This window comes from Pseudomonas sp. QC2 (assembly GCF_002859085.1).
Lineage (GTDB): Bacteria > Pseudomonadota > Gammaproteobacteria > Pseudomonadales > Pseudomonadaceae > Aquipseudomonas > Aquipseudomonas petroselini.
Window position 1 is genome coordinate 133,524 of record NZ_PKKS01000028.1, and the last position, 17,658, is coordinate 151,181.

Here is a 17,658-nt window from a genome sequence, read left to right on the forward strand (position 1 = left end):
AAGGTGTGAGTCCTTATTTGCAAGGGGTGGATCTAGCGATACGGAGGTTTTTTAGGCTTCCACTTCGTCGTTATCCGCCCCTTCTTTTGAGCTGAAGGTCGATGAAATTGAGCTCTGTTTTGATTGCATCAATCGTGAGACTCTCGACGTTACTGGCGGTGTTTGCTCTTGAATTGAGTTTTTTTGTATTGGCCATGGTGAGAATGATCCCGTTCAAATGGAGCTTTCGGGCCTTTAGATAATCAGGCGTTTGTACGCTGTTCTGTGGTGGTTTGTTCATGTTTGGACCGATGGTAGGCCCGAAGCAGCCGACCCTCGCCTGTTGCTTCGGGGAGGATTCAGGTTAGGCTGCCAGTAGGTCAATAAGGCTGTGTTGGCGCGATCGATCTACGAGTTCTCGCCAAGTCCAGCTTCCAAAGTGCTCGCCCTGTTCAGGGATATCCAACTTCATCAGTGCAACCGGGTCACGACTAATCAGGTTGCGTGCAGCCCACAGCTTGCCGCCGGTCTCCAGCAGTGCTTTCGCAGCCTCGTTCCACTGTTCTTCCAGCACAGTGTTCGCCAGGTGAGCCGCGTTGTTCTCGATTTTGGCGCGTTCTGTTTGTGCCTCTGTGATGTGCAGATCTATTGTCACCAGCTCTTGTTCCAGAGCGGTGATCAGCAGTTGTTGGCGGCGGTGATGCTCAACAGCAGTTGTGAGGTTTTTTGCTGCCTTTTGAGCTTCTGCGTTAGCGGCTTTCTCGCCCTCCACATCGCCCCAGGCGACAGCCTGCGCATAGGCGGTTGCTGCGTCCGTTTCAGCTTGTCGAGCTTTTGCCATGTCCTCCTGATCGCTCTGGCGGACCTGCTGCAACCGGGTCTCGATACTGGTGCGCTTTTCGTTGAGTTCCATCTCGTCGGCTTTCCAGGTCGCCATGGCGCTAATGTAGTCCGCAGCCAAGCTCTCACGGTTCGCCAGTGCTTCGAGGCGATCAATCTTTTGATTCAGGTGATAGATCTCAAGACCTCGCGAGTCGATGCGTCTTTTGTGATCGTTGATTTCATCTTGCACTGCGCGTTGACGGCCTTGCTGGATAACCTCTGGGCTCACCAGCGCTTCTTCGAAGGGCGCCAGGTCGCGCTGAATGCTCTCCATTTCGAGGGTCAGTGTGTCGCGGCGGTCTTTCAGTTCTTGGATAGTGTTCATCTGTATTGTCCTGGGCACTGCGGTTGATAGGGATGGTTGTCGAACGGCTGGCGAGGCCGGGAATGAGCCGGCGCTACCTCGATCAGCAGGCATGCCGTCAGGCGGCCTTTGCCTCGCCTTCATCCGTTCCTGGAACGGTTTTCACCACGTAGCAGCGCTGGGGCCCTAACCCGGGCAGACGGATCAAGCTGTAGGCCTTGCCGTCACTACCCGGCTCAAGCACGCCGCGTTGCAGCAACTCCTTGTTCACCGCACTGATGTTCATGCCTTTGAATATCTCGGTCCTCCAGGCTTCAGGCAGTACGTAATAGGTGTTGGTGGTGTGCAGGGCGTCGCCCATGCCGTGTTCCAGCGTCTTGCGAAAGCCCAACCGATCAATCGTGCGCGGCCCGTGCTCATCGAGCTTGGCGGCGGCAGATTCCCAGCGGGTAAAGCGGCTTTCTCCAAACCGCTCGATGACCTGGCGCAGCCGCGCCAAGATCGCATCGCCCTCGAAGTTTCCGGCGCCGCCGCGTTCGGCCAGCCACGCATGCAGACACACCCGAGCGGCGGTCGTGGCTGTGCCATCCGGCCAGCCGGTAACACCAAAGGCGGTAGCCAACTCTCCGGCGGCGGCGGCGAGGCCGAAGCGAAGGGCGGCACGCTGCGCCTGACCACTGGCCGAGGCTGGTAGGTTTTGGGTGATGAACTGTTCCACCGTGCGGCGCACGATCACTGTCCACCTGAGCATTTCCCCAGGCGCACACAGTGCGTGCAGGAAAGCGGTGAGGGGCGTGCCGTAATATTTGGCTACTCGGGCCTTGAGCGCATCGGAGAGGGCGGCAGCGTCCTCAAAACCATTCAGCACATCGAACATGCCGAGGCCTTTGCTGGCATCCGCTGGCACGGCGAGCATGCGCACCTCCATACCGGCTTTCAGCTCCTTGTTTGCATCCGCCATGTGCTGCGCCAACGTCTTCTCGCCGGTCGAGAGAAACAGCAAGCGCCACTCCTGCACCTGTCGGCCCGCTTGTCCTCGATCATTCGCCCGGGCCTTGCCGGTGCCGTTGCCGAGCATGTACACCGTCTCGCCAATAATGCGCGGGTCGCACATGCCGATTTCATCCAGTACCAGGAGACCGTCTGAGTGTGCGGCGGCGATGGACTCCAGGGCGTTATCCGTGGAGCGCCACGAGCGCACCAGACGAGGCCCACCATAAACCGAGGCTGCGACTTGCAAGTGAGTGGTCTTGCCGCCGGAGCTGTCGCCGTAGAGGTGGAAGCCGCCCGACTCATGTCCGAGCATATTCAACAGTGGGCCTGCAAAGGCCACAGAGACGACAAACGCTAAGCGGTGGTTGCCAACGCACAGCGCGCCGATTTGTTGCTGCCATTGCTCCAGAGAGCCGGCCTCGCTGATCGGTGGCAGTTGGGCACCGGCTTCATAAAAATACAGGTGCTCGGAGTGTGAGCCGATCTGCTGTTCGGGCAATAGGAACGCATTGTCGTGCCAGCCCAAGCGTGTCACCAATCGTGCGCGCTGGGCGCTATCGAAGCCGCCGAGGTAACTCTGCAGGTCATTGCGTGCGTTGCGCCCTGATCGGCTTCCGGCAAGGCGCAGGCCCATGTCGACCAGTGGGCCGAGTACATCCTTGCCGAAGTCTCCGGTCATGGTTCGGGCCGGAATGTTCCAACGCTTTTTGGCGCCGTCCGGGTCATCGAACTCGACCAACAAACCCCAGTTGTGGCCCTTGTCGTCGCGAGTGCGAGCGATGATTTCGAGAGGCGAACACACAGGACGCGCCTCGCCATCGTCGCCGGAGTAAAATACCCCATCGGGCGTCAGGCGAAAGCCGCCCGGCAACAGATCATTTTTCGATTTCGCTGGGCGTTTGGCGGGCGCCTTGGCCTTCTGTTCTTGGGGTTCAGTTGGCTTATCGGCACTGCCGAAAAGCTCACCGCTATGCACCAGCTCGGCGACGTGGTCAGCGGTCCAACCTTTAGCTATCGCGTCCGCTGCATCGTCGCCGTCTGCCCATTTTCCGCCTTTGACGAGTGTCGGCTTAGCGCCTTTGTTGCTGGGCTTGAGCTTGAACACGTCGAGCGAGATTCGTTGTACCGAAGCGGCGCCCAGCTCAATCAACTTGAGCTCGATGGCGTCCATGCAGGTTTTACCGCTGGCATCGTTATCCGGCCACAGCACCACCGTGCGCCCTTTGAGTTGCGTCAGGTCGGCCTTGTGCCAAGAGTTGGAACCGTTCGGCCAGCAAGTGGCCACGTGTTCAGGCATAAGTTCAGCAGCCGCGTCAGCGGCCTTTTCGCCTTCACACAACACCACAGGTGCGTCGGAGCGCTGTGCGAGCTCATCTAGGCGCAGCAGTGGCCGAGGTTCCGGCAACCCTTGCCAGCGCCATTGTGTGGTTTGTACATCGGAGCGTTTGCACCAGGTCAACGGCGCAAAGACCTTTCGCGGTTTGCCGTCTTCATCTGGGCCCAGGTCGAAGCGATACAGCGCCATGACCGGCTGGCCCTTTGCATCGCGATAGATCCACACCTTGGAAGGGGCGCCGTGTTGTCGGTGCTTAGCTGGGCACTTGTTCATGGCCTCGGCCGGGATCGGCTGAATCGCGACCCACTCAGGCACTGCGCTTTTCGTCGGTGCGCTTTTGGTGGTTGCAGATCCTGCGGAAACGTTGAGCAGATCCGCCAGCTTTTTGCAGGCATCAACGTCCGTGCCGCCGTCGATGTAGCGCACCAGGTCGATCAGGTCACCGCCCTTATCGCCGGTGGCAAAATCCGCCCAGGTGCCTTTGCTCAAATTGACCTTGAGCGAGCCTGCTCGTTTGTCCGTGCGCGTTGGATTAGGTGCTGTGTATTCCTTGCCGCCATCAACACGTTTGCCGTTTGGCAGCCAGTGAGTAAGGACGCGGTCGATGTTCTTCAGAGCGGCGCTTTTTACGTCAGCGAAGCTCGGGCGTTTTGATGTGCTGCCGGTGCGCTGAGTCATGGTGCGGTCCTCGACTCAAGCAACGCCTCGTTCACGTCGTCGATCAGCGCCTTCGCCATCTCGCCGAGGTAGAACGCGGGCCAACTAAAACGCTCGCCCGCATCGCTGATGGCGGCGTCGAGGATCAGTTGGTTGGCGTGGTGCAGAATCTGAGAGACGGCTTCAAGTGCGTCCTCCAGCGGGATACCGGCATTCACCCGAAACAGGTTTTGGCCGTTACCGTTGGCAGGGGAAAACTCGGAGCGTCCAAGCGTGCCGGAGTGGGTCATAGCGCACCGCCTTTCTGACCCATCGGCACAGAAGAGGCATCACCGTACATGGTGAGTGTTTTGATCAAGCCCAAGGTGCCACGCACGTCCCAAATAACAGATGACAGCACGCGGTTGGAGAGTAGCGGTTTATCGCCGTCTAGGTGATCCTCGAGCAGCATGAGAACTGAATTGGCGCGGTCGAGCGCACAGGTGATGGCGTCGATGGGCAGACCGGCTTCGGCGTCTTGGCTGACGCAGAGTAGATCCTCGGGTAGTGCAAAGCCTGGGAGCATGCTCATTGGGCACCTCCTGCGGCTTCGAGGGCACGAGCCTTGGACATATGGGCGTTGTAACGGGAGAGACGTGTAGCGAGGCTGGAGTTGGCGTGTAAAGCGGCGAGAGCCATTGCTCGATGAGCGGCGGCGCGAATTTTGGATGGATTGAGGGCGTGCATCTGATGAAGCTCCTGTATGTGAGGAGCTGCCACGGTTCGCCGCTAAACGAATTAGGGTGGCAGCTGTGCGCGGGTTAGCGGACCGGGCATACAGGACCCCGGCAGACCCGAAGGTCTCCCACGCACAGCCACCATAAACGAGAGTCGCAGGCACAAAAAAAGCGCATGCAATCGAGTCGGAAGCGCTTGTGCGCCTGTATGTGCTCGGGCCGCTAAACCCGGTCGTTGAATTTGCAACGACGGTCAGAGAGTAACGCCCGTTTTTTGAAAGTGCAACCGTGCGGATCGCTTGCGGATTTTTTCGATGGGGCATAAATTGATTAGGCATGTAGATTTACCTCAACGCCTCCGGTTGCCGCCGGGGGCGTTTTCGTTTCAGGCATGGACGTCCCAGCGCAGGGAAACAAAGGGCAACAGGTCGCCTTCGAGGCAGGCGCGTGCATCCTCGTAGGCGTCGACTTGTTGGCCTTCGTCGACGATGATTGCTTGAGGGGCTTGGCAGGGAACTGACAATGCGCACCAGATGCCATCTCTCCATCGCATCACCATGACGTCCCGGTTAAGGCGTTTTTGCTCCGTGCGGTAACGCTCAAAACGCTGCATACCGCGTGATGAGAACCCGACTTTTCTGAGTACAGAAAAGGGCTGCAAGATGGCCTTGTTAGCAACACGACTTTTCATGCTGCCACCTGATCGCGGGCTGCGATGCGTGCCCGTGTCCATGCCTGCACTTCCCCCAATACCCACGCAACCGGAGCGCTTCGGGCATTGCTGTTACTCAGCTTCACCGGCAACGGGAATCCGCTTTCAGGTTGACGCATCAGCTTGTAGATAGTCGGGCGTGCGAGCCCAACGATTGAAATGACCTCGGGCATGCGGATAAGCGTCATGGAGGGATCATGTGAGGGAATTGCTTTTAATACGGTAGTCATAGCGAGCTAACCCTTTGTTAATTGAGATAACGGGTCATACGCTACGCAGGGGAGGGGGAGTGGACTGTGTCTGCTCCCTTTTATTTCAGAGGTCTAAGGCCCAGAGCGGTCAAGTGCTCTCGAATGGTTTTTTTTGTTCCGTTGCCCGCCTGATCGAAAAGCAGATTGGTCAGTTCAGCATCTGTGAGACTGCGCTTTTCACTTTTCCGACCACTGATGATTTGCTCTGCGGCTGCCTTGATTTTTGTTCGCCTATCCATAGCAGCGGTTTTTATCGCTGAGCTGGGATTGCGGTTCCCATTGCCTGCTTCCTGGCCCCTCTTCGTCGCCTTTGTCGAAAATGCGTCGTCGAGAACTCGATGCATCAGGCTTGATGTATTGAAGCCTTTTTTAAACACATCCATCTGTTCCACTTGGCGATAAAGACTCGCCATCAACAACGCCTGGTTCGCCTCGCCTAGTAACGTCGCGAATTCTTCTCGTGCCCTGATCTCATTCCCGCTGCTGCGGTCCCGCTCTTTTTCGATCAGGGCAAGGTACTGGCGTGGTGAGTCATGTCTCAGTTGCTCTATCAGGTCTGCATCAATGTCGTAGGTCGCGAGTTCAAGGTCGAATAGCCAATTTGCGAGCGTCTCAACGGCCTGTGTTCCAAGTACCAGGGCGTAGGTAGCCACGAGCTGTGAATCTGCTGCGGAACAGCTGACCCGAAGGACCCATCGAATCACGCTTGGCAATGAGCCTGCTTCCGCAGAGTCGGCATGGTCGTAGATGGCATCACGTACGGAGTAAAGGGTTCGTGTGATCAATTCTGCACCTGGGGAGTAGGAACCCTCCTCAAGCCAGAACGATGTGGCGGTGTTGATCAGATCGAAGGCACCTTTGAAGTGTTCTTTGAACTGCGGAAACAGCGCAAGACTGCGAACGGCTGCCTCGACGTCGTCCTGATCCCACACCAGGCACGTTACGTCGAAACCTGCGATTTCGAGTTCGAGCTCTTCTGCCTCGATGCCCCGCTCAGAGTCCATTTAGATCTCCCCGCCGCCCCGAAGCCGGTAGGCTGTTACAGCGATTTGCAGGTGGAGGCGCCAATGCCAGCAGGGTTGAGGGCGTGGCCTTTCTGTAACACGACTGCTCGATGTAACACGAGGTGCGCAGAAGTTTTGCAGTGCGTGTAACGCCAAATATCTTCAATAAAAACAATTGGTTAATGGTATTCGTAACGCGCGTAACACCCGTAACACCATTTCTGAAGGGGTATAGGGCTAACGGCTTCACACTGCCTTCCCAAATTGACCTTGCACTACATTGCCGGCCTCTAGGGAATCGAGATGATCGGCGTACCACTGCATCATTTTTACGCGTTGCTCAAAGTATTGGGCCTTGTTGTATACCCCCGAGATGCCTTCCTCTTTGTGAGCCAACTGCGCTTCAACATGTTCCTTCGGCCAGCCATTTTCTCGAAGTAACGTGCTCGCGGTGTGTCGAGTACCGTGCCCTACTAGGCGACCTTTGTAGCCGATGGTAGCGAAGACTTTGTTGATTGTGTTTTCGCTGATGGTTGGGTTCTTTGCTCCGACGCCGGGGAAAAGCCAGCGACCCCGTCCCGTTAAACAGTGCAGATCCCTAAGCGCTGTAACAGCTTGCAGGGGAAGCGGGCATACAAAATCCCGGCGCATCTTCATCTTGGCAGCAGGTGTCGTCCAAATGGCCTTCTCAAGGTCGAACTCTTTCCATTCAGCCAAGCGGACCATGCCTGGGCGGGACGCCGTCCAGATACAAAGCCATGCGGCGGTGCGTGCCGTCAGTCTGCTCGGAGTGTTTTTGAGTGCTTGGAGGAATTCAGCCAGTTCAGGCTCCAGCAAGTGTGGATGCTGCTGAGTCTTGGGTGCCTGGGCAGCAATGTCGCGAAGGCGGCTGCCCGGATCGTTTTCGGTGAGTCCTAAACCAATTGCTCGACCGAAGATTTGGTTGATCCAGGTGCGGCACTTTTCCGCGACGTTGTGAGCGTCTCTAGCTTCTAGGGATGACTGGAGATCTGCACAGTCGGTGCGGGTGATTTCGTCGAGGGGCTTATCTCCCAATGCCGGAAGTATGTCCTTGTCGAGGTAGGTGCGGATTTTGTGAAGGGTAGAGGGTGCGAGGCCCTTTTCTTCTTTTGCCTTGAGCCAAGCTTCAGCGGCAGCTCGAAACGTTCGGGCCTTGGCCGCATCGATTGCAGCTTTAGCGGATCGTTTCTGCTCAAGGGGATCGGCGCCGCTACTCACTACTTTGCGTAGATTGGCAGCTTTGTCTCTTGCCAGCGCACCACTGACCTCTGGGTAACCCCCGAGCCCCATCCAAGCCCAATTGCCCGCCGGACGTTTGTAGCGTAGCTGCCAGGATTTACCACCATCAGGTTTGACCCTGAAGTAGAGGCCGTTTCCGTCTAGCTCCCGGTATTCCTTTGACTCCGGCTCCAGCCCTGCAAGCGTTGTGTCTGCGAGAGGGCGGCGCTTGATATCTGCGCGCTTCATCCTTGTATCCCAAAGTTCGGTATTTTTCTCAGGATACAAGCAGGGATACAGGGATACAACGGATAAGGGGATACAGAGGTAGATAGCCAGACACAAAAAAACCGGCTCAAGTGGCCGGTTTCTCTGCTGCTGAGAGTCTGGTAGAGACTTTCAGATACTGCTATATGGTGCCCCGAGGGAGACTCGAACTCCCACTCCTTTCGAAAACGGATTTTGAATCCGCCGCGTCTACCAATTCCGCCATCAGGGCTCAATGGCGGCGAAGTATAGAGATGAGATTACCGTTGGTCAATCACGTTTCATGGTCAATTTTGACTATTTCCGCTAGACTTCCCGGCCCTGCTAGACGAACCCCATCATGCGCGTTGCTGACTTTACTTTTGAGCTCCCTGATTCGCTGATCGCTCGCCACCCTTTGGCCGAGCGTCGCGCCAGTCGACTGCTGACCCTGGACGGGGTGAGCGGTGCCCTCGCACACCGTCAATTCACTGATTTGCTTGAGCATTTGCGCCCAGGCGACTTGATGGTGTTCAACAATACCCGGGTGATTCCGGCGCGGCTGTTTGGCCAGAAAGCTTCCGGCGGCAAGCTGGAAATTCTGGTGGAGCGGGTGCTGGACAGCCATCGTGTGCTGGCCCATGTGCGCTCCAGCAAGTCGCCGAAACCGGGCTCTTCGATCTTGATCGATGGCGGTGGCGAAGCCGAGATGGTGGCGCGGCATGATGCGCTGTTCGAGCTCAAGTTCGCCGAAGAGGTGTTGCCGTTGCTGGAGCGCGTCGGCCATATGCCGTTGCCTCCTTATATAGACCGCCCCGACGAAGACTCGGACCGCGAGCGCTATCAGACGGTGTACTCCCAGCGTCTGGGGGCCGTCGCCGCACCGACTGCCGGGCTGCATTTCGACCAGCCGCTGCTGGATGCGATTGCGGCCAAGGGGGTCGAGACCGCCTATGTGACCCTGCACGTGGGGGCCGGCACGTTTCAGCCGGTGCGTGTGGATAACATCGAAGACCACCATATGCACAGCGAGTGGCTGGAAGTCAGCCAGGACGTCGTGGACGCGGTTGAAGCGTGCAAGGCGCGCGGCGGGCGGGTGGTTGCGGTGGGTACCACCAGCGTGCGCTCGCTGGAGAGTGCGGCGCGTGATGGCGTGCTCAAGCCGTTCAGTGGCGACACCGATATCTTTATCTACCCAGGCCGGCCGTTCCATGTGGTCGATTGCCTGGTCACCAACTTCCATTTGCCGGAATCCACGCTGTTGATGCTGGTGTCGGCATTTGCCGGTTATCCCGAGACCATGGCCGCTTATCAAGCCGCCATCGACAATGGGTACCGTTTTTTCAGCTACGGTGATGCGATGTTTATCACCCGTAATCCGGCGCCACGCGGCCCAGAGGAACAACTATGAGTCGTATGTCGTTTGAATTGCTCGCCACTGACGGCAAAGCCCGTCGTGGTCGCCTGACGTTCCCGCGCGGCACCGTCGAGACCCCGGCGTTCATGCCCGTGGGCACTTACGGCACTGTCAAAGGCATGCTGCCGCGCGACATTGTCGCCACCGGCGCCGAGATCATCCTCGGCAACACCTTCCACCTGTGGCTGCGCCCGGGCACGGAAGTGATCAAGAAGCATGGCGACCTGCATGACTTCATGAAGTGGCAAGGCCCGATCCTGACGGACTCGGGTGGTTTCCAGGTGTTCAGCCTGGGTGCCATGCGCAAGATCAAGGAGGAGGGCGTGACCTTCGCCTCGCCGGTGGACGGTTCCAAGGTGTTCATGGGCCCGGAAGAGTCGATGCAGGTGCAGCGCGACCTGGGCTCCGACATCGTGATGATTTTCGACGAGTGCACGCCGTACCCGGCTGACGAAGACGTGGCGCGGATTTCCATGGAGTTGTCCCTGCGTTGGGCCCAGCGTTCGAAGAACGCCCATGGCGATAACACGGCGGCGCTGTTCGGTATCGTCCAGGGCGGTATGCACGAAAGCTTGCGTAAACGCTCGTTGGAAGGCCTCGACAAAATCGGTTTTGACGGCCTGGCCATCGGCGGTCTGTCGGTGGGCGAGCCCAAGCACGAGATGATCAAGGTGCTGGATTACCTGCCGGGCCTGATGCCTGCTGACAAACCTCGTTACCTTATGGGCGTTGGCAAACCGGAAGATCTCGTAGAGGGTGTGCGCCGCGGTGTGGACATGTTCGATTGCGTGATGCCAACCCGTAATGCCCGCAATGGGCATCTGTTCATCGATACAGGCGTGCTGAAGATCCGTAACGCGTTCCATCGCCATGATGATTCGCCGCTGGATCCCACCTGTGACTGCTACACCTGCCAGAACTTCTCCCGTGCTTATCTGCACCATCTGGACAAGTGCGGGGAAATGCTGGGTAGCATGTTGAATACCATCCACAATTTGCGTCACTACCAAGTCCTGATGGCTGGTTTGCGCGAGGCTATTCAACAGGGTACATTGGCCGCCTTCGTCGATGCCTTCTATGCCAAGCGCGGGCTCCCTGTGCCGCCCTTGGACTGAGTTTTCCGACCCTAAGATTCACTATTTGCAACTGGAGTGCTAAATGAGCTTTTTTATCTCTAACGCCATGGCTGATGCCGCTGCGCCTGCTGCTGCCGGCCCTATGGGCGGTGGTTTCGAGTGGATTTTCCTGGTCGGTTTCCTGGTCATCTTCTACCTGATGATCTGGCGTCCACAGGCCAAGCGCGCCAAAGAGCAGAAAAACCTGCTGGGCAGCCTGCAGAAAGGTGACGAAGTTGTGACCACCGGCGGCATCGCCGGCAAGATCACCAAGGTTTCCGATGCTTTCGTGGTGCTGGAAGTCTCCGACACCGTCGAAATGAAGTTCCAGAAAGGCGCCATCGCCGCCACGCTGCCTAAAGGCACGCTGAAAGCGATCTAAGTAACAACCTTTACCAATCGACGGGGCGCGCAAGGCGCCCCGCGTTATAAGCGGGCGGCGTGATGCTGAACAAATACCCTCTGTGGAAATACGTACTGATCCTGGCGGTGCTGGCGATCGGTTTTATTTATTCCGCTCCCAATCTCTATCCTGATGACCCTGCGATCCAGATCACGGGCGCCAGCACTTCGCTGCAAGTCAATCAGGCTGACCTGGAACGCGCGAGCAAAGCGCTGACCGATGCCGGTATCCAGGTTAAAGCGGCAACATTGGCAGCTGATGCGAAGGGCGGCTTGTTGCGCCTGACCAAGCAAGAAGACCAATTGCCGGCCAAAGATGTCGTGCGCAAGGCCATGGGTGACGACTATGTGGTCGCGCTCAACCTGGCACAGACCACACCCGCCTGGCTGCGCAGCATTGGCGCGCACCCGATGAAGCTGGGTCTGGACTTGTCCGGTGGTGTGCACTTCCTGCTGGAAGTCGACATGGACAAAGCCCTAGACGCGCGCCTGAAAGTCTACGAAGGCGACGTGAAGAGCCTGCTGCGTAAAGAGAAGCTGCGTTATCGCAGCCTGCCGCAGCTCAACGGTGCCATCCAGCTGGGCTTCGCTGACGAAGCTTCCCGCGAACAGGCCCGTGCGCTGATCCGCAAGAACTTCAACGATTTCGATATCGTCCCGGCTGACCTCAATGGCCAGGCTGTACTGCGTCTGGCGATGAGCCCGGCGAAGATCGCGGAAATCCGTGAATACTCGATCAAGCAGAACTTGACCACGGTTCGTAACCGCGTCAACGAGCTGGGTGTGGCCGAGCCGATCGTTCAGCGTCAGGGCGCCAACCGCATCGTGGTTGAGCTGCCGGGCGTACAGGACACCGCTGAAGCCAAGCGTATCCTCGGTAAAACCGCCAACCTGGAATTCCGCTTGGCGGCTGAGCCGGGGGCTACCCGCGCCACTTCCGAAGAGTTTGAGTTCCGTGAAGGCAACCGTCCTCCCGCGTTGATCGAGCGTGGCTTGATCATCACCGGTGACCAGGTAACTGACGCCAAGGCCGGTTTCGGCGAGCACGGTACACCTGAAGTGAACATCCGCCTGGATGGCCATGGCGGCGAACTGATGAGCCGCGCCACGCGCAGCAACGTCGGTCGTAGCATGGCGGTGATCTTCATCGAGCAACGCCCGGTGACCACCTACACCAAGCAGATGGTCAACGGCGTCGAGAAAGACGTGCCGGTACAGACCTTCAAGGAAGAGAAGAAGATCATCAGCCTGGCGACCATCCAGTCGCCGCTGGGTGCTCAATTCCGTATCACTGGCCTGAACGGCCAGGGCGAGTCCTCGGAACTGGCCTTGCTGCTGCGTGCTGGCGGCCTGGCTGCGCCGATGTACTTCGCTGAAGAACGTACCATCGGCCCGAGCCTGGGTGCGGACAACATCACCAAGGGTGTCGATGCCGCCTTGTGGGGCATGCTGTTTGTGTCGCTGTTCATCATCGCCATCTATCGCTTCTTCGGCATCATCGCCACCGTGGCCCTGGCGGGCAACATGGTGATGCTGCTGGCCTTGATGTCGCTGCTGGGCGCTACGCTGACCCTGCCAGGCATCGCCGGTATCGTACTCACCATGGGTATGGCGGTGGACGCCAACGTACTGATCTTCTCGCGGATTCGTGAAGAGATCGCCGCGGGCATGACCGTACAGCGCGCAATCAACGAAGGCTTCGGCCGGGCATTTACCGCGATTCTCGACTCCAACCTGACCACATTGCTGGTCGGCGGGATTCTCTTTGCCATGGGCACCGGCCCGGTCAAAGGTTTTGCGGTAACCATGTCCCTCGGTATCTTTACCTCGATGTTCACGGCCATCATGGTGACCCGCGCAATGGTCAACCTGATCTTTGGCGGGCGTGACTTCAAGAAGTTGTGGATTTAAGGGGCTGCCATGTTACGTACAATCAACTTCATGGGCGTTCGCAACATTGCGTTCGGCGTCACCGTGCTCCTTACCGTTCTGGCGTTGTTCAGCTGGTTCCATAAGGGCCTGAACTACGGGCTGGACTTCACCGGCGGTACGCTCATCGAGCTGACCTACGAGAAGCCGGCCGACGTTACCCTGGTGCGCAGCGAGCTGGTCAAGGCCGGCTACCACGAGGCCGTGGTGCAGAGCTTCGGTGCCACCACCGACCTGCTGGTGCGTATGCCTGGCGAAGACCCGCAACTGGGTCACCAGGTTGCCGAGGCTTTGCAGAAGGTCGGCGGCGACAACCCAGCGTCGGTCAAGCGCGTCGAGTTCGTGGGCCCGCAAGTCGGTGAAGAGCTGCGCGACCAGGGCGGCCTCGGCATGCTGATGGCGCTGGTCGGCATCATGATCTACCTGGCGTTCCGCTTTCAGTGGAAGTTCGGTGTCGGCGCCATTGTGTCGCTGATCCACGACGTGATCGTGACCGTGGGTATCCTGGCGTATTTCCAGATTACCTTCGACCTGACCGTACTGGCGGCGGTGCTGGCGATCATTGGTTACTCCCTCAACGACACCATCGTGGTATTCGACCGGGTTCGTGAGAACTTCCGGGTACTGCGCAAGGCAACGTTGGTCGAGAACATCAACATCTCCACCACCCAGACCCTGCTGCGGACCATGGCGACGTCGATCTCCACCTTGCTGGCGATTGCGGCACTGATGATCTTCGGTGGCGACAACCTGTGGGGCTTCTCCCTGGCGCTGTTTATCGGCGTGCTGGCGGGTACCTACTCGTCGATCTACATCGCCAACGTGGTGCTGATCTGGCTGAACCTCAGCAGCGAAGACTTGATCCCTCCTGCCGCTACCGGCAAGGAGGTCGACGACCGCCCTTGATGGGGTGTCGTTGACTTGCTGTTACAAAGAAGGCACGAGGATTGAACTCGTGCCTTTTTTTTTGCTCCAAGGCTGGGTATAGCGCGGATCGTTCGGTCCGTTTGTGATGGTCAGGAGGTTCAACGTGAACAAGTCGTTACTGGTTGGTGCGGTATTGGGTGCTGTCGGTGTGACTGCCGGGGGTGCTGTTGCCACCTACAGCCTGGTAAAAAGCGGCCCTGAGTATGCGCAAGTGCTGGCGGTGCAGCCGGTGAAAACCCAGATTAAAACGCCGCGTGAGGTCTGCAAGGACGTCGCCGTGACTCGGCAGAAGCCCGTGCAGGATCAGCACCAGATCGTCGGTACGGTGGTCGGTGCACTGGCCGGTGGCCTATTGGGTAACCAGGTCGGTGGCGGTAACGGTAAGAAGCTGGCTACCGTAGCCGGTGCGGTCGGTGGCGGTTATGCCGGTAACAAGGTTCAGGAAGGTATGCAGAACCGCGATACCTACACCACCACGCAAACCCGTTGTAACACCGTCAACGACATCAGCGACAAGGTTGTCGGTTATGACGTGCGGTACACCTTGGATGGCAAGGAAGGCTCGGTGCGTATGGACCGTGATCCAGGCGGCCAGATTCCGGTCGACAAGGAAGGCCGCTTGGTGCTGGGCCAGAACCAGCAGTAATCTCAAGCCTGGTACAGATGCAAAAAATTATGTGAGTTCAAAATGTGGGAGGGGGCTTGCCCCCGATAGCGGTGGATCAGTCAGCTTGTTAGGTGCTGACCCACTGCAATCGGGGGCAAGTCCCCTCCCACAATTGATTTGTGTTGTTGCTGGAGTCGCGGCAAACCTCAAATCCCAGGCATAAAAAAAGCACCCCTCGGGGTGCTTTTTTGTGCCTGCTCGCTTAGCGCTTCAGCGAAGCTGGCAGGTGCGGCTGGATCGCCGTCAGTACTGCCTTGAAGCATTTGGTGTTGCCGGCAACCACGTGGCCTTTTTCAAGGAAGTCGTGACCGCCGGTGAAGTCGCTCACCAAGCCGCCTGCTTCCTGGATCAGCAGCGCGCCTGCAGCCATGTCCCACTCGGACAGGCCCGACTCCCAGAACGCATCAAAACGACCGGCAGCTACGTACGCCAGGTCCAGGCTTGCTGCGCCAGCGCGACGGATGCCGGCGGTCTGGCCAACCAGGGCGCGGAACATGCCCAGGTAGTTTTCCAGGTTGTCCATCTGGTCGTCACGGAACGGGAAGCCGGTACCCAGCAGGGCGCCGTCCAGGCTGGTACGACCGCTGACGCGCAGGCGGCGACCATTGAGTTGGGCGCCACGGCCACGGCTGGCGGTGAATTCTTCCTGGCGGACGGGGTCCAGCACAACGGCGTGTTCCAGGCGGCCACGGTATTTGCACGCGATGCTCACGGCAAAGTGCGGGATGCCGCGCAGGAAGTTGGTGGTGCCATCCAGTGGGTCGATGATCCACAGGTAGTCTTCGCCTTCGCCGCTGCCTTTGTGCATACCGGTTTCTTCACCGAGGATGCCGTGGGTAGGGTAGGCCTTGCGCAGAGCGTCGATGATTTTCTGTTCGGCGGCGCGATCCACCTCGGATACGTAATCCTTGGCGTCTTTTTCGTCGACCTTGATGGTATCCAGGCGCTCGATGGAGCGGAAGATCAATTCACTGGCGCTGCGGGCGGCGCGCAGCGCGATATTCAGCATGGGCTGCATGGATGTGTCACCTAAGGTTGTTAAAGAAAGCCGAGCATTCTAGCAGAAACTTTCTTCAGGTGAAGGACGACGTTAGCTTTCATGGCATAACCTTAGGCTGTTCTGTAAGATTTGCTCCCCTTTCCCGTGTCCGAGAGCGCCTCCCTTGCTGCAAAACATTCGTGTCGTCTTGGTCAATACCAGTCATCCCGGCAACATCGGCGGGGTGGCGCGAGCCATGAAGAACATGGGGCTGACGCGCCTGGTGCTGGTCGAACCGCGTCTGTTCCCGCACCACGAGGCTGATGCCCGTGCGTCCGGCGCCAATGACATCCTGGAAAAAGCCCAGGTCGTCGCCACCCTGGAAGACGCCCTGGTCGGCTGCAACCTGGTACTCGGCACCAGTGCGCGCGACCGGCGCATCCCCTGGCCGCTGCTGGATCCGCGCGAATGCGGCACCAAAGTGGTGGAAGAGGCGGCCGGCGGCGCTGAAATCGCCCTGGTGTTTGGCCGTGAAGACTCCGGCCTCACCAATGAAGAGCTGCAGCGATGTCATTACCACGTGCACATTCCATCAGACCCTGCCTTCAGTTCGCTGAACCTCGGGGCAGCGGTGCAGGTGTTGAGTTACGAAGTGCGCATGGCCTGGCTGGCCGCTGAAGGGCAGCCGAGCAAGGTCGAGAAGGATGAAGTGGCGTCGACCAAAAGTGGCGAGTTGGCCACGATGGACGAGCTGGAGCGGTTTTATGAGCACCTGGAACAAACCCTGGTGGCCATCGAATTCCTCGATCCGGAAAAACCACGGCACTTGATGGCGCGCCTGCGCCGCCTGTACGGGCGCAGCTCGGTCAGCCGGGCAGAAATGAATATATTGCGTGGCATCCTCACGGAAACCCAGAAAGCGGCCCGTGGCGAGCTTCTTAAGCGGAAGGATTAAAAATGTTCGAGCGTTTGCGAGAAGATATCCAAAGTGTTTTCCACCGTGACCCGGCGGCGCGCAATGCCTTTGAAGTGCTGACCTGCTACCCGGGCATGCATGCGATCTGGATCCATCGCCTGTCCGGCGCCCTGTGGGGCATGGGTTGGAAGTGGCTGGCGCGCGTGGTGTCGAACTTCGGTCGCTGGTTGACCGGGATCGAGATTCACCCAGGGGCCAAGGTCGGTCGTCGCTTTTTTATCGACCATGGCATGGGCATTGTGATCGGCGAGACTGCCGAGATTGGCGATGACGTGACGCTTTATCAGGGTGTGACCCTGGGCGGCACCAGCTGGAACAAAGGCAAGCGTCACCCAACGCTGGAAAATGGCGTGGTGGTAGGGGCGGGCGCCAAGGTGCTCGGCCCATTCACCGTCGGCGCCGGTGCCAAGGTGGGCTCGAATGCGGTGGTGACCAAGGCTGTGCCGCCTGGCGCAACCGTGGTGGGTATTCCGGGTCGCATCATCGTCAAGCCCGAAGTCGGCGACGAGCAAGAAGCCAAGCGCAAGGCCATGGCCGAGAAAATCGGCTTCGACGCCTATGGTGTCAGCGAAGACATGCCCGACCCGGTGGCTCGCGCCATTGGCCAGTTGCTCGACCATCTGCAGGCGGTGGACGGCAAGTTGGACGGCATGTGCGGCGCGCTGAAGGACCTGGGCAGTTCGTACTGTGCGAAGGAGCTGCCTGAGTTGCGCGAAGAAGACTTCGCCGAGATCAAGGATGAAGCATCAGTCACCAAGGCAGGCTGAGATCTCGTCACCACCACAGGACCCCTGTGGGAGGGGGCTTGAACTGGTCAAGTAATCTTGGACACCGATTACGGTTCACGCCGCCAACCTTTCCTTCACGACCGGCGACCTGTAGTCGTTATAGCTGTGAGGCCTGCTGATGTTGTAGCGCGAGACATAG

General features: G+C 58.5%; 17 protein-coding genes and 1 tRNA gene. 8 read left to right on the forward strand and 10 right to left on the reverse strand.

All coding sequences use genetic code 11. The features are described 5' to 3' along the window. Positions 1-343: 343 nt before the first annotated feature. From QCBJ_RS29875 to QCBJ_RS29915, 9 genes are all read right to left on the reverse strand, one after another. Positions 344-1,186 carry a chromosome segregation protein SMC gene (locus QCBJ_RS29875; protein WP_102062184.1) on the reverse strand — a complete coding sequence of 281 codons (843 nt, stop codon included), beginning with the start codon at positions 1,184-1,186 and terminating at the stop codon, positions 344-346. Positions 1,187-1,283: 97 nt separating this feature from the next. Next, positions 1,284-4,172 carry a DUF927 domain-containing protein gene (locus tag QCBJ_RS29880; RefSeq protein ID WP_102062185.1) on the reverse strand — a complete coding sequence of 963 codons (2,889 nt, stop codon included), beginning with the start codon at positions 4,170-4,172 and terminating at the stop codon, positions 1,284-1,286. Continuing rightward, the gene (locus QCBJ_RS29885; protein WP_102062186.1) at positions 4,169-4,441 is read right to left on the reverse strand and encodes a DUF3077 domain-containing protein; all 273 of its coding nucleotides are present in this window, start codon (positions 4,439-4,441) and stop codon (positions 4,169-4,171) included. The genes QCBJ_RS29880 and QCBJ_RS29885 overlap by 4 nt, the downstream gene beginning before the upstream one ends. Continuing rightward, positions 4,438-4,722 carry a hypothetical protein gene (locus tag QCBJ_RS29890; protein ID WP_058426345.1) on the reverse strand — a complete coding sequence of 95 codons (285 nt, stop codon included), beginning with the start codon at positions 4,720-4,722 and terminating at the stop codon, positions 4,438-4,440. Before QCBJ_RS29890 ends, QCBJ_RS29885 begins: the two co-directional genes overlap by 4 nt. A gap of 530 nt (positions 4,723-5,252) precedes the next feature. Then, the gene (locus tag QCBJ_RS29895) at positions 5,253-5,558 is read right to left on the reverse strand and encodes a hypothetical protein (protein ID WP_102062187.1); all 306 of its coding nucleotides are present in this window, start codon (positions 5,556-5,558) and stop codon (positions 5,253-5,255) included. Beyond that, positions 5,555-5,809 carry an AlpA family transcriptional regulator gene (locus QCBJ_RS29900; protein ID WP_026078127.1) on the reverse strand — a complete coding sequence of 85 codons (255 nt, stop codon included), beginning with the start codon at positions 5,807-5,809 and terminating at the stop codon, positions 5,555-5,557. Before QCBJ_RS29900 ends, QCBJ_RS29895 begins: the two co-directional genes overlap by 4 nt. 80 nt (positions 5,810-5,889) lie before the next feature. Beyond that, positions 5,890-6,834 (reverse strand): hypothetical protein, encoded by a 945-nt coding sequence (locus QCBJ_RS29905; RefSeq protein ID WP_102062188.1) that lies wholly within the window; start codon positions 6,832-6,834, stop codon positions 5,890-5,892. 246 nt (positions 6,835-7,080) lie between these two features. Further along, positions 7,081-8,322 (reverse strand): tyrosine-type recombinase/integrase, encoded by a 1,242-nt coding sequence (locus tag QCBJ_RS29910; protein WP_102062189.1) that lies wholly within the window; start codon positions 8,320-8,322, stop codon positions 7,081-7,083. 165 nt (positions 8,323-8,487) lie between these two features. Continuing rightward, positions 8,488-8,572 (reverse strand) — tRNA-Leu (locus QCBJ_RS29915). A gap of 108 nt (positions 8,573-8,680) precedes the next feature. Here QCBJ_RS29915 and queA point away from each other — a divergent pair. From queA to QCBJ_RS29945, 6 genes are all read left to right on the forward strand, one after another. Then, positions 8,681-9,730, forward strand: coding sequence for a tRNA preQ1(34) S-adenosylmethionine ribosyltransferase-isomerase QueA (queA, locus tag QCBJ_RS29920; protein ID WP_064053768.1), 1,050 nt, complete (start codon positions 8,681-8,683; stop codon positions 9,728-9,730). A 5-nt stretch (positions 9,731-9,735) separates the two neighbouring features. Then, entirely contained in the window at positions 9,736-10,851 is a 1,116-nt protein-coding gene (gene tgt, locus QCBJ_RS29925) for a tRNA guanosine(34) transglycosylase Tgt (RefSeq protein WP_003175976.1), read from the forward strand. Between the two features lie 43 nt (positions 10,852-10,894). Further along, positions 10,895-11,233 carry a preprotein translocase subunit YajC gene (gene yajC, locus QCBJ_RS29930; RefSeq protein ID WP_003175975.1) on the forward strand — a complete coding sequence of 113 codons (339 nt, stop codon included), beginning with the start codon at positions 10,895-10,897 and terminating at the stop codon, positions 11,231-11,233. Between the two features lie 62 nt (positions 11,234-11,295). Continuing rightward, on the forward strand, positions 11,296-13,164 hold the full coding sequence (gene secD / locus QCBJ_RS29935) for a protein translocase subunit SecD (protein ID WP_043205853.1): 1,869 nt from the start codon (positions 11,296-11,298) through the stop codon (positions 13,162-13,164). A gap of 9 nt (positions 13,165-13,173) precedes the next feature. Continuing rightward, positions 13,174-14,088 carry a protein translocase subunit SecF gene (gene secF / locus QCBJ_RS29940; RefSeq protein WP_064053767.1) on the forward strand — a complete coding sequence of 305 codons (915 nt, stop codon included), beginning with the start codon at positions 13,174-13,176 and terminating at the stop codon, positions 14,086-14,088. A gap of 124 nt (positions 14,089-14,212) precedes the next feature. Beyond that, the gene (locus tag QCBJ_RS29945; RefSeq protein WP_015885750.1) at positions 14,213-14,755 is read left to right on the forward strand and encodes a glycine zipper 2TM domain-containing protein; all 543 of its coding nucleotides are present in this window, start codon (positions 14,213-14,215) and stop codon (positions 14,753-14,755) included. 223 nt (positions 14,756-14,978) lie between these two features. Here the strand turns inward: QCBJ_RS29945 and suhB are convergent, their stop codons facing one another. Next, positions 14,979-15,794: an inositol-phosphate phosphatase gene (gene suhB / locus QCBJ_RS29950; protein WP_015885749.1), complete on the reverse strand. Its 816-nt coding sequence runs from the start codon at positions 15,792-15,794 to the stop codon at positions 14,979-14,981. A gap of 145 nt (positions 15,795-15,939) precedes the next feature. On the opposite strand from suhB, the gene trmJ reads away from it, so the two are divergent. Further along, entirely contained in the window at positions 15,940-16,710 is a 771-nt protein-coding gene (gene trmJ / locus QCBJ_RS29955; protein ID WP_102062190.1) for a tRNA (cytosine(32)/uridine(32)-2'-O)-methyltransferase TrmJ, read from the forward strand. Positions 16,711-16,712: 2 nt separating this feature from the next. Then, positions 16,713-17,498: a serine O-acetyltransferase gene (gene cysE / locus QCBJ_RS29960; protein ID WP_102062191.1), complete on the forward strand. Its 786-nt coding sequence runs from the start codon at positions 16,713-16,715 to the stop codon at positions 17,496-17,498. The last annotated feature ends 160 nt before the right edge of the window (positions 17,499-17,658 follow it).